The 15,688-nt window shown below is 65.3% G+C and carries 11 protein-coding genes; 9 read left to right on the top strand and 2 right to left on the bottom strand.

Annotated elements, in window-relative coordinates; translation table 11 throughout:
- The first annotated feature begins 34 nt into the window (after window positions 1-34).
- From llg_RS11860 to llg_RS11885, 6 genes are all read left to right on the top strand, one after another.
- Window positions 35-1,171: a hypothetical protein gene (locus tag llg_RS11860; protein WP_338290162.1), complete on the top strand. Its 1,137-nt coding sequence runs from the start codon at window positions 35-37 to the stop codon at window positions 1,169-1,171.
- A 10-nt stretch (window positions 1,172-1,181) separates the two neighbouring features.
- Window positions 1,182-2,144 carry a hypothetical protein gene (locus tag llg_RS11865; RefSeq protein WP_338290163.1) on the top strand — a complete coding sequence of 321 codons (963 nt, stop codon included), beginning with the start codon at window positions 1,182-1,184 and terminating at the stop codon, window positions 2,142-2,144.
- Between the two features lie 63 nt (window positions 2,145-2,207).
- On the top strand, window positions 2,208-4,508 hold the full coding sequence (locus tag llg_RS11870) for a glycosyltransferase (protein ID WP_338290164.1): 2,301 nt from the start codon (window positions 2,208-2,210) through the stop codon (window positions 4,506-4,508).
- A complete protein-coding gene (locus tag llg_RS11875; RefSeq protein WP_338290165.1) occupies window positions 4,505-5,140 on the top strand; it encodes a hypothetical protein in 636 nt (211 codons plus the stop codon). Before llg_RS11870 ends, llg_RS11875 begins: the two co-directional genes overlap by 4 nt.
- Window positions 5,141-5,182: 42 nt before the next feature.
- Window positions 5,183-5,374, top strand: coding sequence for a twin-arginine translocase TatA/TatE family subunit (gene tatA / locus llg_RS11880; RefSeq protein ID WP_338290166.1), 192 nt, complete (start codon window positions 5,183-5,185; stop codon window positions 5,372-5,374).
- A gap of 385 nt (window positions 5,375-5,759) precedes the next feature.
- Window positions 5,760-9,911 carry a PQQ-dependent sugar dehydrogenase gene (locus tag llg_RS11885; protein WP_338290168.1) on the top strand — a complete coding sequence of 1,384 codons (4,152 nt, stop codon included), beginning with the start codon at window positions 5,760-5,762 and terminating at the stop codon, window positions 9,909-9,911.
- A 2-nt stretch (window positions 9,912-9,913) separates the two neighbouring features.
- Here llg_RS11885 and llg_RS11890 read toward each other — a convergent pair whose 3' ends face one another.
- Window positions 9,914-10,708: an AraC family transcriptional regulator gene (locus llg_RS11890; protein WP_338290169.1), complete on the bottom strand. Its 795-nt coding sequence runs from the start codon at window positions 10,706-10,708 to the stop codon at window positions 9,914-9,916.
- Between the two features lie 242 nt (window positions 10,709-10,950).
- Between llg_RS11890 and llg_RS11895 the strand changes: the two genes are divergently transcribed.
- Together llg_RS11895 and llg_RS11900 are read left to right on the top strand one after the other, a co-directional pair.
- Window positions 10,951-11,808, top strand: coding sequence for a sugar phosphate isomerase/epimerase (locus llg_RS11895; protein ID WP_338290170.1), 858 nt, complete (start codon window positions 10,951-10,953; stop codon window positions 11,806-11,808).
- Between the two features lie 19 nt (window positions 11,809-11,827).
- A complete protein-coding gene (locus llg_RS11900; RefSeq protein WP_338290171.1) occupies window positions 11,828-13,000 on the top strand; it encodes a Gfo/Idh/MocA family oxidoreductase in 1,173 nt (390 codons plus the stop codon).
- Window positions 13,001-13,007: 7 nt separating this feature from the next.
- Here llg_RS11900 and llg_RS11905 read toward each other — a convergent pair whose 3' ends face one another.
- Window positions 13,008-14,399, bottom strand: a complete 1,392-nt coding sequence (locus tag llg_RS11905) for a dienelactone hydrolase family protein (protein ID WP_338290172.1) — start codon at window positions 14,397-14,399, stop codon at window positions 13,008-13,010.
- Between the two features lie 62 nt (window positions 14,400-14,461).
- On the opposite strand from llg_RS11905, the gene llg_RS11910 reads away from it, so the two are divergent.
- Window positions 14,462-15,418 carry a hypothetical protein gene (locus llg_RS11910; RefSeq protein WP_338290173.1) on the top strand — a complete coding sequence of 319 codons (957 nt, stop codon included), beginning with the start codon at window positions 14,462-14,464 and terminating at the stop codon, window positions 15,416-15,418.
- Window positions 15,419-15,688 lie beyond the last annotated feature (270 nt).

The raw sequence follows: 15,688 nt of genomic DNA on the forward strand, positions 1-15,688 counted from the left end.
AGACCATGTGCCGTTGTTTAAGTTGAATCTGGGTATGCAATTCCATCGTCCGTTTTTATTGTCCGGAGTTTGCGCGGTCGCCTTGGCGGGAGCGCTGTCCTCCTGCAAGTCGGAGAAGAAGGATGTGACATCCTTGTCCTCGGAGGGTGCCGTCAAGGATGGCGCGAAGAAACCCGAGCCGCCTCGAGACCCGGCGGTCGAGAAAGCCCGGGTGGCGTATCAGGATCTGGCGAAGCAATTCAAAGGAGAGGATCTCAACAACCGCCGGATCGTCTCTCTCCGTGAGTCGGTCCAGGGGCTGGACGAGCGCCAGACCCAGCAGCTTTTCGACACGGTGCTGCCGACCGCCGATCCCGGGGTGGTGCAGGCGGCAGCTTATGCGGCGGTGCCGAAGCTGCTCGCGGACCCGGCGCGCCTCTCCAGCGTGGAGGGCTGGATCCTCTCCACCGGCAATCCGGTGCTCCAGGACGCGCTGCTGAAGAATCTCGGCAGTTGGTTCGCGGAAAGCGGGAACGGTGGATTCAGGGAGTTGCTCGGCGGGATTTCCACGAACAGCGGCAAGGACAACCTGCTCTCCGGCTACTGCCTGAAACTGGCCGAGAAGGATCCCGAAGCCGCGGTGAAGGACTTCATCGCGCTGCAACGGAAGGCCGCCGATTTCAGCGAGCTGTCCAACATCGTGCGCCGGATGCCGGATGACGCTCCATTCGAGAAAGTCTCCGCACTGCTGCCAGGGGACAACAAGTCGATCGCGAAGGGCATCCGCATGGTGATGTTCGAGAAGTGGGCGGGCCATGCCCCGGAGAGCGCCGCCGCCTTCATCCTCGCGACGAAGGAGATCTCGCCCTCCCAGATGGAGGTCGTGGTGGCGAAGTGGATCGAGAAGTCCAAGGAGAAGGCCTACGCCTGGGTGGACGCCGCGGAGCCTTCCCCGGCGCGGGACTATGCGACGAAGGCCTTCATCCTCTACACCGCGAAGACCGATCCGAAGACCGCCTGGTCCGGCTGCGGGAACGTGGAGGACGCCGCCATTCGTGCCGAGGCGCAGAAGGCCGTCCTCGAAAAGTGGAAGAAGTCCGATCCTGCCGCCGCACAGGCCGCGCAGAAACAACTCCAAGCCGCCCAAGTGCCTCCGGCAGCGCCCGCCGCTCCGGCCGTCCCCGCAAAATAGATTTCGCCCGATGAGCTGGACCGATATTTTCCCCGTCCTGGATGACGACATGGTGGCGGAGTGCCAGGAGGGCATGACCGCCGAGGAACGCCGCGAGTTCGACACGTGGTTCGGCGTGAAGGAGATTTACCGCGCGCCCCGTGAGACCACGGTGCCGGAGGGCGGCCTCCCGCACGTGGTCAGTGCCACGCTGTTCTGGAAGCACGTGAATGCCGCCGATCCGGATCTCCCGACTCCCACCCGCGAGCTGGTGGTGGACGCGAAACGGCTGGGCCTGGTGAAGCGCTTCTCGCCGTGGGAAAGCTACATCGAGCCGCTGCAGGTCCACAGCCCCGCGGCGATGGAACTTCACCCGGACGTGCGCTTCCGGCTCTATCTGGCTGCGGACCTGGATTTCCTGATCCCGGACCTGAACGGGCTGGGCTGGGACGTGTATCTCATGGAGAGCCCCTCGCTGCGCTACAGCCCAGGCGGGTTCTGGCGTTTCCTGGCGCTGGAGGACGAGGGCACGCTGGTGACCGTGATCGACACGGACCGGATGAACGAGGTGTCCAACGAGATCGGCCGCACGCGGGCGATGGCGGACATGGGCCTGGGCCTCTGGCGCGTGCCCGGCTACTACAATTCCAGTTTGCAGAAGCAGGTGCGCTACCGCCCGATCCTGGGCGGCCACTTCGGCGCCCGCGGCGGCTATCCGGTGAAGGCGATGATCGAGGCCTTCATCTGGCACTCGCGCCGTGAAACCCTGCGGAAGACCGCGTTCATCCCGGGGCTGGGCGAGCGCCCGATCCAGTTCGCGCAGTGGCCGTCCTACGGTTTCGACGAGTGGTTCCAGCTCGCCGCGCTCTATCCGCGCCTGGTGTTCTCCGGAACGTGGACGTTCATTCCCGCGGACTGCCGCTCGCTCCTGCTGCCGGTGGACATCGAGTACGCGATGTGGGCCCACTCCGGCAGCGAGATCACCTATTGCTGAACGGACTTTCCCGCCGCTTCCGGCCCATCCGCCATGATTGAAATGTCGTCTCCCTCCGAATCCATGTCCGCGCCCCGGCCGGATGCCGCGGAGCTTGTCAACGGCCTGTGGATCGGCGGGGACCTGCCGCCGCTGGCGGTCCTGACGATCCGCTCCTACCAGGACCACGGATTCACCTTCCGGTTGTTCACCTATGGTGCGGTCACGAACGTGCCAGAGGGCACGATCGTGGGGGACGCGTCCACCATCCTCGCGGAGGAAGACCTCTACACGCATGCGAATGGCAGCCTGTCCCCGGCGGCGGATTGGTTCCGCTACCGGCTGCTGGCGAGGGAAGGGGGCATCTGGACGGACATGGACGTGGCCTGCCTGCGCCCGTTCGAGTTGCCCGATGTCTGGTTCGCGTTCCAAAGCAGCGATGTCGCCGCCGTGGGTCTGGTGAAATTCCCCGCCGGTCACAAGGTGCCGGTGTGGCTGGAGAAACTGGCGGAAGATCCGGCGGCGGCGATGCCCTGGGACTCCCCGGCGGAGACCGCCGCGAAACAGGCGCTGCTGGCCTCCACTCCGGACGTGGTCCGCAGGCGGATCGAGGTGAAATGGGGCATCGCCGGGCCAAGTGCCTTCACCCGTGCCGTCGGCCACTTCGGCCTCTGGGACACCGGGGCGGACGCGAAATGGATCTACCCGGTCCACTACACCATCTGGCGGCATGCGTTCAATGGACGGATCGGCACGGATGATCCGGTGCTCGCCGGGGCCTACGGGGTCCACCTGTGGGGAGAAATGCTGCGCCGCGATCCGGATGCCTTCGAGAACATGGATTCCCGCAGCCTGGTGGCCACGCTTCTGAAGCGCCACCGCTGCCCCGGCTTCGAAGCGCCACCGCCGCCACGGATTCTGGTGGGCATCTGCAGCGCCCGGAAGTATGGCGACAAGCGGCAGGCGGTGCGGGACACCTGGATGTCCCGCCCCATGCCCGGCATTGAATGTCTCTTCTTCGTCGGTCGAGGTGAGGAGCCGGTCGAAAGCGGGCCGGACCTGGTGGTCGTGGATGCGGACGATGGCTATGAGGCCTTGCCGGAAAAGGTGCTCGGTTTCTTCGACGAGGCGCTGAAGCACCGCGAGTTCGATTGGCTCTTCAAGTGCGATGATGACACCTACCTGGCCCTCGATCGCCTCGGCGAGCTGGTCGATGGCGAACACGACTTCGTCGGCAATGAGTTCCTCGAACGCCGTGGTTCGCCAAGCGGCGGGGCCGGCTACCTGCTGTCGCGCGAACTTGTCCAGAAGCTGTCGGACGACACGGGTCTCGCGCTCTCCGGTCCCGAGGATGTGATCATCGGCGAGGCCGCGATGGGCTATGGCGCCAAGGCGCGGGCCACGACCCGGCTGTGCTGGAACCGGGAGCGCTATCCGCAGCCGAAGAACGACGTCATCACCTCACACTGGTGCTCGCCGGAGCGGCTCGACGCCATCCACCAGTTCCTGCACGGCTCGCCGGAGCGGGAGTTCCAGGTTTTCCACCGCCATTGGAACGACCACCTCGCGCTGTACGAAAACGGATTCTTCAACCGCCTGCGCAGCGGCTGCGGCGGACGCTGGCGGGAAGACGAGCCCGGTCACCTTGTGCTCGAATGGTTCCAGTGGCCCGCGGAACGCGTGACCAGGTCGGGCCAGGGCTACCGCAATGAGGCGATGTATCTCCATCCGATGCGTGGGCAGCGGACGAATCGGGACGCATCCGGCACCGGGGTGCGAAAAATCGACCTGCGGAGCCTGCCGGTGGTCGTGACCTCCGGATGGCGGTTCGAGCAGCGTCGTGAGGAGATCGCCTCGATGCTGGCGGATCACGGTTTTCAGCCGCCGCGTTTCTTCACCTCCGAACTGCGCGCCGGCGCGGGTCGGAACTGGTCCTCGATCACCTTCAACCACCTCGCCGCGGTCAGCAGCCAGCCGCCGCCGTTCATCCTCCTGGAGGACGATGCCCGTCCGACCCGATGGTTTGGCAGCGTCATCGAGGTGCCGGAGGACGCCAGCGCCGTGTGGCTCGGTGTCACGGAATATGGCATGGACGGCACGGTGCCGAAGGCGGGGGCCGCGAGATTGACGGGGCATCCACGCTGTCCCCGTGTCGAGAACATGCTGGGCACCCACGCGATTCTTTTCCTCGACACGGACTTCACCGAAGCCGTCCGGGACGAGTTGCTGCAAACGCTCCGCACCTCGCCGCAGACTCCCCACGACCGGATCACGGCGGCCATGCAGGAACGGTGGAACGTTCACGGAGTGAATCCTCCCTTGTTCTTTCAGGATGACGGGCACGTCCCGTGCGTGACGAACGCGGAGCTGGAGGTCGTGCCATGATCGACGGCCGCATCCCGATCCACTGGTGCTGGGTCCAGGGCGCGGAGGTTCTTCCAGAAACCTTCCGGAAGAACCTGGCTGCCTGGCGCGCGATCCTGCCTGAGGATTTCGTCCTCGTGGGCTGGGATCACCGGAGCGGCTCGGCGGCGTTTCCCTTTTACGCGGAGCACGCGGACCGGATGAGCCACCCTGCGATGCGGGCGGATCTGATCCTGCTGCATGCCCAGGTCCACCTCGGCGGGCTGGTGATCGGCACCGACATGCGGCCGAACCGCGGGGCACCCTTGTTCGAGCGCATGCGCCGCGGGAGTGGTTTCCTGGTGAAGGATCGCCGCGGGCATTTCTACAACGGCATGTCCTACGCGCCGCGGCCGTGGGAGCCGCCATTCGCCGAAATCCTCCAGCAGATTCTGATGGCTCCGGAGCGTTTCACGGAGCCCTACGTCCCGGGAGCCACCGGGCCGATGCGCTGGACCTCGATCCTCGGCGGAATGGACCACGGGCTGGACGTGCTTTCTGAAACCGATGTCTGGACGCGTTCCTATTGGGAGTCCGCGGGAGCCCGCCCCGATGCCTGGGTGGACCCGGGCTTCGCCGCGTCCCACGATGAGAGCCTGAATCCCCGGCCCTGACGCCACTTTCCACACACCATCATTCCATACCCCATCGCCCTTATGAATCTACCACTCGCGATCCTCAGCCCTGTTGAAATCGGTCTTATCCTGGTCGTCCTGCTGCTGCTCTTCGGAGCCAAGAAGCTCCCGGACCTGGCCCGTGGCATGGGCCGCAGCCTCACGGAGTTTCACAAAGGCAAGGAAGAAGGGGAGGCCGAAGTGTCCAAGGCTGGTTCCGACAAGGAATCCTGAACCACCGCCGTGTCCCGGAAAGGCCGGGACGCGTAAAAGCCCGGCCTTTGGATGAGGCCGCCAGCTCGCGTGGGCGGCGGCACCGATGGCGGAGATTGCTGGGCGGGAGCGCCGGGCGGGTGTCATATCGGGCAGGGGCACAGCGATGCCCCATGTCTTTTCGTGGCCGTGGGCATGGAGTGCCAACACGGCCATTCCGGGGGCTTTGTCCCGGCAAGGGTGGATCACCCGCTTGCCGACAAAAGGGGAGGTTCGGACGGAAAATCCGGAATGTCTTGAAAACCAGCAGGGTTTGTGATGTGAATGGCACGCTTGGCTTCATCGTTTCACGGTCCATCGCCGTGGCTTTGGAGGCAGGTCTCACCCCCAACGGCATGCCCCCCTCATGCTTTCGCCCCGCATCCTCGCCCTCGTGGCGGGGGTGACCGCCCATGTCATGGGCGGCCAGCTCCCGTCCGGTTCTCCTTACATTGAATCCTCCGGCATCGCCCAAGGGCAGGCGGAGGACTACCACGCCTTGCGTCCCTCCATCAGCGGAGGAACCTGGGCGGAAGCGAACAGTGGCCTGGCCTCCCCGGCGGGAGGCGCGTTCCTGCGCGTCGCCGAGGCGCGGAAGGCCGCGGCCACCTGGCAGGCGGGCGCGGCGGTGGATTACAAGATCCGCATCGCCACGCCCGGCGTCTACCGGCTGTGGCTGCGGTGGTCCGGCACGAACACCAGCTCGGACGCGCTCTACGCCGGCATCGTGGAGCTGGCGGACGGCAGCGGCGGCAGGCCGGACTACTATGAAGATAGTGGCCACACGGCCTCCAGCTTCGCCAATCCCGGCTGGGATGGCCACGGCCAGGCGGAGGCGGCGGTGACGAACGCGGCGCAGAACCCGATGCTCTTCACGCTCGGGGCAGGGGACATCACCTTGCGGGTGGTGTGCCGGGAGGACGGCGTGGCGCTGGATGAATGGCGGCTCCAGCTCGCGGTGCTGCCGCCGCCTGGCGGCAACGGGCTGGCGGGAAACCTCGCGGTCATCGGGCTGGAGGATTTCAGTTATCCGGACGGCGCGCTCGCCGGGAAGAACGGCGGCCAGTTCTTCGATGTCGACGTCTCCGCGGCCAATGAACCCTTCATCGGCCACGATGGCACGCGGTCCGCCTGGCTCAAGGCCACCGGTGCGCCGGCCATCCAGGCGGGGCGGCTGGTGACGAACAACGGCAGCATCCGGCGGCCGTTCAACGGCCCGTCCACCGGCAAGGGCAGCGAGGAGGAGGCCGGGACCATCGCGTCCGGAAGCGCGGCGAATGTCTTCTATTTCCGCGTGCGGATGAACCGGTCCACGAAAGCGACGTGGAGCGGCGTCAGCGCCTGCGCGCTGGGCACGGAGAAGATCCTCTTCGGCGTGCCGAAGTCGATGCAGGCCACCAACACCCTCGGCATCGAGGAAACCGGGGCGGGCAGCAGCACCGGCATCGTGACCGTTCCGGACGCAACCGACCACGATCTGGTGGGAAAATACGATGCTTCCAGTAGGCTGGCGACGTTGTGGCTGGACCCCGACTTCTCCCAGCCGGAGCAGGCGAACATCCCCGTGGTCGTCCGCACCATCGGGGCGTCCCTTTCCATCACCTCCCTGAAGATCGGCTCCGGCGGCCAGGCGACTTGGGACAACCTGCGGGTCACCACGGTGTGGAACGCGCTTTCGGACGGCGAGCCCGAGGCCCGCGGCGACCTTCTCGCGATGCACCGCGGCCAGAAGGTGAAGCTCGATGTGCTGGCGAACGACCTCGGGGCTTTCAATGCCCAGGGCGTGACGATCCTTTCTCGACCCTCCGCCGGGGCCGCCACGGTGCAGGAGGATGGTACGGTGCTCTACGTCCACAATGGCGGACCGGCGGGTCCAGATGCCTTCACCTACCGCGCGCCATCGCTGGTGCCGGGTGTGTTTTCGGACGCGCAGGTCACGCTGGACATCACCGAGACCCTGCGGGTGGCCAGCCCCACGATCACCATTCCCACGGAGCCGCCAAGCGCCGCCTACGCGGTGGTGCCTGCCTTCACGGGGGTGTCGTTTTACCATCCGGTGTCGCTCATGCGCGTGCCGGGGGATGCCCGACGGTTGTTCGTGGCGGAGCGGGGCGGCCGCATCTGGCTGATCCCGGACGTGACCGCCACTTCTCCCGCGCGCCAGCTCTATCTCGACGTGGCCGCGGCGCTGAACGGTCGCGCGAACGAGCAGTTCGACGAAGGCATCCTCGAAACCGGGGTGAAGAGCATCGCCCTTCATCCGGACTTCCTTCGAAACGGCCGGATTTTCGTCACCTACTGCCCGCTGGTCGGCGGAGTGAAACAGGTGCGGATGTCGTCGTTCCAATCCACCGCGGGCAACCTGTGGGCCGGCGATCCGGCTTCGGAAAAGGTTTTCCTGACCCAGAACAACGACGGCCACAACGACCACAACATCGACTGCCTCGCCTTCGGTCCGGACGGCTACCTGTATCTTTCCTGCGGCGACCAGGGACCGCAGTATGACGGCAGCAACAACAGCCAGCTCATCGACAAGAATCTCTGGTCCGGCATTTTCCGCTTCGACGTGGACCGGAAACCCGGCTCGGTCGAGCCGAACGCGCATCCCTCCGTCGCCATCGATCCCGCCACCGGCAAGGCGCGCTACGCCATTCCCCCGGACAATCCCTTCATCGGCGCCACCTCGTTCAATGGCAAGGCGGTCAACCCGGCTTCGGTCCGCACCGAGTTCTACGCCCTGGGGTTTCGCAATCCCTGGCGGATGAGCTTCGACAGTGTCACCGGCGAGCTGTGGATGGGGGATGTCGGCCAAGACACCATTGAGGAGGTGAATCGGATCGTGAAGGGCGGCAACTACCAGTGGGGTTTCAAGGAAGGCCTGCTCGATGGGCCGAAGACCGCGCCTGCGGGGGGCGGTGGGATCCCTCCCGTTTACTACTATTACCATGGTAGCGGCACCTTCCAGGGGAACTCGATCACCGGCGGCTACTTCCTCCATGGCGGCCGCTACCCGCAGCTCGAGGGCCGCTACATCTTCGCGGACTACGTGTCCGGCCACATCTGGACCCTGAAACAGAACGCCGGGGCCGCGCCCACCGTCGAGCGCATCGCGGGCAAGAGCGGGCTCGCGTGCTTCGAGGCGGATCCCTCGAACGGCGACGTGCTGATGCTGAGTTTCGACGACGGGCAGATCCACCGCCTGAAGCAGACGCCGGACGCCACCACGTTTCCCGACCGCCTGAGCAAGACCGGCCTCTTCGCCGAGCTCACCGGGCTTTCGCCCAATCCCGGCATCCTGCCGTATGAGGTGAACCTCACGTTCTGGTCAGACCACGCGCGGAAGCGCCGCTGGTTCTCGCTGCCGGATGGCGTCACATCCGCGGGTTTCCAGGCCGAGGGGCCATGGACGTTCCCGACCGGAGCCGTGTGGGTGAAGCACTTCGACATGGACCTCGTCCGCGGCGATCCCTCCACCGCCAAGCGCTTGGAGACCCGCGTGTTGGTGAAGACCGCGGCCGGGGCCTACGGCGTCTCCTACCAATGGAATGACGCCGGCACGGAGGCTTTCCTCGTGCCGGATGGCGGGGCTTCCATTCCGCTCCAGATCAACGATGGCGGGGTGATCCGCGCGCAGACGTGGTCGATTCCCAGCCGTGGCCAATGCGTCACCTGCCATTCCCCGGTGGCCGGGAACGTGCTGTCGTTCAATACCCGTCAGCTCAACCACTCGGGCGAGATCGCGGGGCTCCAAGGGAACTTCCTCACCCTCCTGGACGCCGGCGGCTTCATCGATCCGATATCGCCGGGCACCTATCCCCGGCACTATGCGCCAGCGGAATCGGCCTACTCGCTGGAACTCCGCGCCCGCTCGTGGCTGGCGGTGAACTGCTCCTATTGCCACCAGCCGGGCGGCAGCGGCGCGGGCTTGTTCGATCTCAGGGCGGCCACCGATCTTTTCCAGACCGGCATCCTCGATGGCATCGTGAGCGGCGTGGCCTCCGATCCGGCGGACCGCCTGATCGTGCGTGGCGACCCCGTGCATTCGGTGATCCTTTCCCGGATGGGCGGGACGAATGGCTACGGCCGCATGCCGCCGCTCGCCACCTCGGTGGTCGATCAGGCCGGTCTGGATGTGGTCCGCGATTGGATCCTCCAGGAGCTGCCCACGCGCCAGTCGTTCGCGGAGTGGAGCGGTGGCGAAGAGGAGGGGCTCGTGACCCGATCCGTTTCGTCCGGCAGCGACGAGCACCGGTTCGCGTTCCTCACCCACGGCGATCCACGAAACCCGGCCGTGCGTTGGAATGCTTCGCTTGCCGCGCACGGTGCGGGCCTGCGGCTCAGTTGGCCGAACCTGCCGGATCGGTCGATCCGGGCGTGGGTCTCAAGCGACCTGAAACACTGGGAGCCGTGGGACGTTCCGGGCAACGATGGCATCCCCAGGGCTGGCACCGGACCCAGGGTGTTCGAGGTGTCGGCTGCCGATGGTGCGCGTTTCTTCCGCTGCACCATCGAGGAATGAACTCACTGCCCCAGCGTGCGCGCGGGTGCCGGGGCCGGCACGCGGTTGTTCGCCGCGTTCTGGCGCCGCTCGGCGCGGTATTTCGAGGCCGATTGCCCCATGTGGCGCAGGAAGTGGCGGGCGAAGTCGCTGTGGTCGTAGAAGCCGGACTCCAGCGCGATGTCGGTGATCGGGAGATTGGTGCGGGCCAGCAGCTCGCAGGCCTCGATCACCCGCATGCGGATCAGATACTCGCGCGGGGTGGTCTGGAAGGTGGAGCGGAACTTGCGCTCGAATTGACGTACCGAGAGACCGGCCATCGAGGCGAGCCGCGGCACGTCGAGCTTGTCGCGGAAGTTCTCCTTCAAATGGTCCGCCACGGTGGCGAGTTCGAGGTAGGGCTGGATCGCCGCGCGCTGGGCCTCGATGCTGCGCACCGTGCCGCAGACCCCGCACACCTTGCCGTTGAGGTCGTAGAGCGGGAGCTTGTCCGTCACATACCACTCCGGCTTCCCGTCGGAGTTGGGGAACAGCTCGATGATGCCGAGGATCGGCTTGCCGCTCTCCATCACGCGCTCGTCGTCGCGGTGGTACTTGGCGGCGAGGCGCGGCGGGAAAATGCGTTCATCGGTGATGCCGATGATTTCCTCCTCGCTGTGGAAGCCGCAGCGGCTGACGAACGCCGGATTCCCGGCCATGAGACGGCAGTCCCGATCCTTCGCGAAGAACAGGGTGCCGGGAAGATGGTCGAACAGAAGCCGGAATTGGCCCGGGGGCAATTGCCGGAGCCACGATTGGCGCGAGTGGTCTGCGTCCATGCGGCGTAATCATACAGCAAAATGGTCCTCCTTTGCAATCGAATAGAGTTAGGGATGTTCTCCGATTGGGCTCTTTCCTAACGAAATCGGGGTGTTTCGAGACAACAAAGGCGTAAAAAGCCCACGAATGCGCCCGGCATGAAAAGTTTTTATCAAAAACGCCTGTGTCGTAAACATACACTATTTGGGCGAGTCGCTACAAGCGGTTTGCTTCCAGTTGTGGCAAGTTCACGTCAGTTTCTATGCAACCGACTTTTGGCGCCAGCACTTGGCTTTGGACTTCGCCCTTCGACTCCAAGCAAACCGATCTCATCGAATCGATCGCGGCCCTTGGCTTCGGCGCGGTGGAGCTACCGATCGAAGATCCCTCAATCGTCGATCCGAAGGCGCTTGCGCCGGTGATCAAGGCCACCGGCCTGAAGGTCCACGTCTGCGGTGCCTTCGGCCCCGGCCGTGACCTCACCGATCCGGACGCGGCGGTGCGGAAGTCGACCCGCGGCTACCTTTCCTCCCTCATGGACATCGCCGAGGGCCTCGGCGCGGAATTCGTGGCCGGGCCGATGTATTCCCGCGTCGGCAAGGCCCGCCAGCTCCCGGTCGAGGAGCGCCAGCGCGAGTGGGACCTCGCCGCCTCCGAACTCCTGATCGTGGCGAAGGAAGCGGGCGATCGCGGCTTGGCCCTGGCGATCGAGCCGATCAACCGCTTCGAAACCGACCTCGTCAACAACACCGCCGATGCCGTCCGCCTGGTGCGTGACATCAACCATCCGGCCGCGAAGGTGATGATCGACAGCTTCCACATGACCATCGAGGAGGCCGACCTCGGCGCCGCGATCCGCCTCGCGGGCGAGGATCTCATCCACGTCCAGGTCAGCGAGAACCACCGCGGCGTGACCGGCACCGGCCTCACCCACTGGACATCGTTCCGCGACGCCTTGCGCGAAATCCGCTATACTGGTTCAGTTGTCATCGAATCCTTTACCCCCGACAACCGCGACCTCGCCGGCGCGGTGTGCATCTGGAAGCGCTTCACCGCGGACCAGAACGAGTTCGCGTCCCGCGGCCTGTCCTTCCTCCAAACGCTCTTTGCTCATCCGTAACCACAACCAAACCACCTCCATGTCCGGAATCAACATTGCCATCGTGGGCCTCGGCTTCGGCGCCGAGTTCATCCCGATCTATCAGCGCCACAAGGACGCGAACATGTATGCCATCTGTCAGCGGACACAGTCCAAGCTGGACGAGGTGGGGGACAAGTTCGGCATCGAACACCGCTACACCAGCTACGAAGAACTGCTCGAGGACCCGAACGTCCACGCGGTCCACATCAATTCCCCGATCCCCGACCACGCCGCCCAGACGATCAAGGCGCTGAAGGCCGGAAAGCACGTCGCGTGCACCGTGCCGATGGCGACCAGCGTCGAGGACTGCCGCACCATCGTCGAGCTGGTGAAGGAAACCGGCCTCAAGTACATGATGATGGAAACCGTGGTCTACGCCCGCGAGTTCCTGTTCATGAAGGAGCTCTACGACAAGGGCGAGCTGGGCAAGGTCCAGTTCATCAAGGCCTCCCACCAGCAGGACATGGACGGCTGGCCGGGCTACTGGCCGGGTCTCCCGCCGATGCACTACGCCACCCACTGCGTGGGCCCGGTGCTCGGCCTGACCCGCGGTGAGGCGGAGTACGTCTCCTGCTTCGGCTCCGGCACCATCCGTGAGGAGATGCACTCCTGCTACGGCTCGCCGTTCGCCGTGGAGACCTGCCACATCAAGTTCAAGGACAGCGATCTTTCCGCCCAGGTCTACCGCTCGCTCTTCGACGTCGCCCGCCAGTACCGCGAGTCCATCGAGGTCTACGGCTCAAAGAAGTCGGTCGAATGGCCGCTCATCGAACACGAGCCGCTGGTGATGCACACCGCCAAGCTGCCGGAGCCGGAGATCCCGTCCCGCGTCGAGACCCCGGACTTCGCCCACTACCTGCCGGAGGAAATCCAGCTCTTCACGAAGGGCGGCGTCTACGGTGGCGACACCGGCGAGGATCACCTCTCCTTCACCCAGGGCGCCGGCCACGGTGGTTCCCACCCGCACCTCGTCCACCAGTTCGTGAACATGCTGAAGACCGCGAAGGATGCCTATCCGAACGCCATCGAAAGCGCGAACATCACCTGCACCGGCATCCTCGCGCACGAGTCCGCCCTCAAGGGCGGCGAGCTCATCCGCCTGCCGGAGTGGTCCTTCCGCCCGGCCTCCAAGGAGTCCCGCCCGGTCCGCGACCTGCAAACCGTTTCCTGAAGCGCGGTTACTCGTTGGAATCTCCGGCCGGTTTGAGTTCCCGGCCGAAGAGTTCCGCGAGATCGACGGCGATCGTGTGGTGGAGTTCCACCGCCGGTCGCCGTCCTGCTTTGGCGAGGCGGGGGATGGGTGAGAGGAAGATGCGGTCGCTGAAGGACTCGTGGCGGGTGCCATTGAGGATGTGGCGCTGGCTGCCGGCTTCCTTCATGCATTCCCGGATCAAGGCGTCGGAGCGCCGGATGAGCCGTCGCTCCGGAGTTTCATCCGGGCCCGGGGGGTGGAGGAGCCAGGCGGGCATCTCGTCATCGAGAAACAGGAAGGCTCCGAGCGGCGCTTCCGTGCCGAGGAAGAAGCCGTCCTCGTCCGCGCCCGCGTGGAACCACGGATCGCGCGCGCAGAGGCGCAGCGCGGTGGTGCCGCCGAAGGAGAAGCCGAACACACCCACGCGATCGAGCGTCAGGTGGCCTTTCCATTCCGGAATGATGTCCGCGATCAGCCGTTGTTTGACCCGCGCGAGGTCCCGTTCCCGGCTGGCGAGATAACCATCCGCCCTCGCTTCGAAATCCACCGCCGCCTCGTTCGTGGAAAGATCCGGAATGGAGGGCAGGGTGCCGGGTGTGATCGTGCCATCAGGATGGCGGACGCGGGAGGCTTGGCCCGGATGATCCACCGCGATCACCACGAAACCGCGGCTCGCCAGGTCCTCCACCTGGGCCACGTTTTCCGCGCGGTGGCCCATCCACGCGTGTTCGTAGAAGACCACCGGATAGCGGGCCTGCCGGGTGGAAAGGACCGCCTCGTTCCATGCGCGCGATTTCGCTCCAGCCAGCCGGTGGAAGGGAAACGCGGGTGCCAGCGCCGGGTCGGGGAGCCAGGGCGCGAACGCGGGATGCGGGCCCCCGTCGTCCGATGGGTACCACACTTGCAGCATCAGGGCGGGAGTATCCTTGTCCCCGGGGATTTCGAGTGTCCGTGTTCCGACTCCGTGGGGGCCGGGCAAAGGAGGGGCCGCGGGTTCCGGAAACAACCAGCACGCGGCCGAGCTCCCGGCGATCAGGCAAATAGCCGCTGCCACGGCGGGTGGGCGTTTCCATCGTAGCGTGAGCGCCACGGCGAGCAGCGCGGGAAGCAGGAACCAAGTGGCCGTGCCGGTGACCATCACCGCCAGCAGGATCAAGGCTCCGGCGAACGACCGGAGGCGCGCGTATCGCAACCCCGGAGCAATGGAGACCGCGGCAGCCACGCAGGCGGACCATTCGGGCCAAGGAACGTTCACGATCGAAAGATGCCGGGAGGGCGTGCTGGCGGCAATGGCAAACGGGAAGGGCGTGTTTCCTTGCTGCGGGTTGACCCGTTTCGCGGTAGCGGCACGGCGTTCGGTCAAAAATTCAGGCTTCATCCGCTGCGGGCTAGAACTGGCGGAGCGGGGACGTAGGGTTTCCCCGTTAACCGTTTGTTTTCATGAAGATCCGTCCATACCTGCTCGCCGCGCTGGCGGCCTTGTCTCCCGTCGCCCGTGCGGCGGATGCCCCCGATTCCCCGCCCGCGCCTGCCGCCGCCAAGCTCCCGGGCCTGCCGTGGCACATGGTGAACCTCTGGTGGAATACCAAGGGTGAGGTCGCCGATTTCTCGGAGTTCTCCGTGGACATCGACATTTCCACGGACATTCCCGCGGAGAAATACAACCTCTACATCTCGCCCTTCTTCGGCGCGATCAATGGCTCCTCGATCTACGGCGGCATCCAGACCAACTGCAACGGCTGGGACGCGATGAAGCCCGACAACCACAAGCGCCTCCACGGCGGCCACGGCTTCATCTTCTCGCGCTGGAGTGAAAAACCGGATCTCACGCTTGCCGACGTGCGCGCCACGCCCGGCGGCTTCGTCGAGGCGGCGGGCTACGAGGGTAACTTCGTGTCCGGCCGCCGCCCGTATCCATGGACCGCGGGCAAGTACACGTTCTCGCTGCGCCGCATGGACACCCAGGTCACCGATGGCAAGCCCTACACCTGGGTCGGGGCCTTCGTCCACGAGCACGCCACCGGCAAGGACATCTTCGTCAACGCGCTGCGGTTCCCCGGCGACAAGCTCGTGCACAATGGCAAGAGCGCCGCGTTCCTGGAGTTCTACTCCACCGAGAAACTCCACGGCCCGCCCGACATCGCCACCCTCCCGCCACTCGAGGTGAAGTTCTCCAACCTCCGCTTCAATGGCGGCCCGGCCGATCTCACCAAGGTCGATGCCGCTTTCATCCGAAAGGCGATGAAGCGCTCGGACAACCTCGATGCGCCGATCTCGCCGAACCTGGTGCGAGTGTCCGCCTCCGAGGATGGCCGGGAGATCACCTGCAAGCTCCAGAACCAGGTGTTCGCGGACAGCGAGGAGCCGAACCGCACGCTCTGGAAGCTCCAGAAGTGACGCGCGCCTGACTGCTTCTTTCGATCCAGCCGCCGGGCCGTCCGGCGGCTTTTTCGTGTTAGAGACTCATGGATAACGGTTTCTAACAAACCGGGGGATGCAATATGCACGCCGGATGTATGTTAGATTTCACCGCGCGGCTATTGACAGATAGCGGGAGTTTATTAAATGGTCTTAATTATAAACAGCGGCTAACGGATTCGCTCCGCCTCCGGCCGCTCCCCCTGAAGCAATGGATTTGCCGCGGTTTTCCGCGTTCGCGTGCTCTCC

Source organism: Luteolibacter sp. LG18 (assembly GCF_036322585.1).
Classification (GTDB): domain Bacteria; phylum Verrucomicrobiota; class Verrucomicrobiia; order Verrucomicrobiales; family Akkermansiaceae; genus Luteolibacter.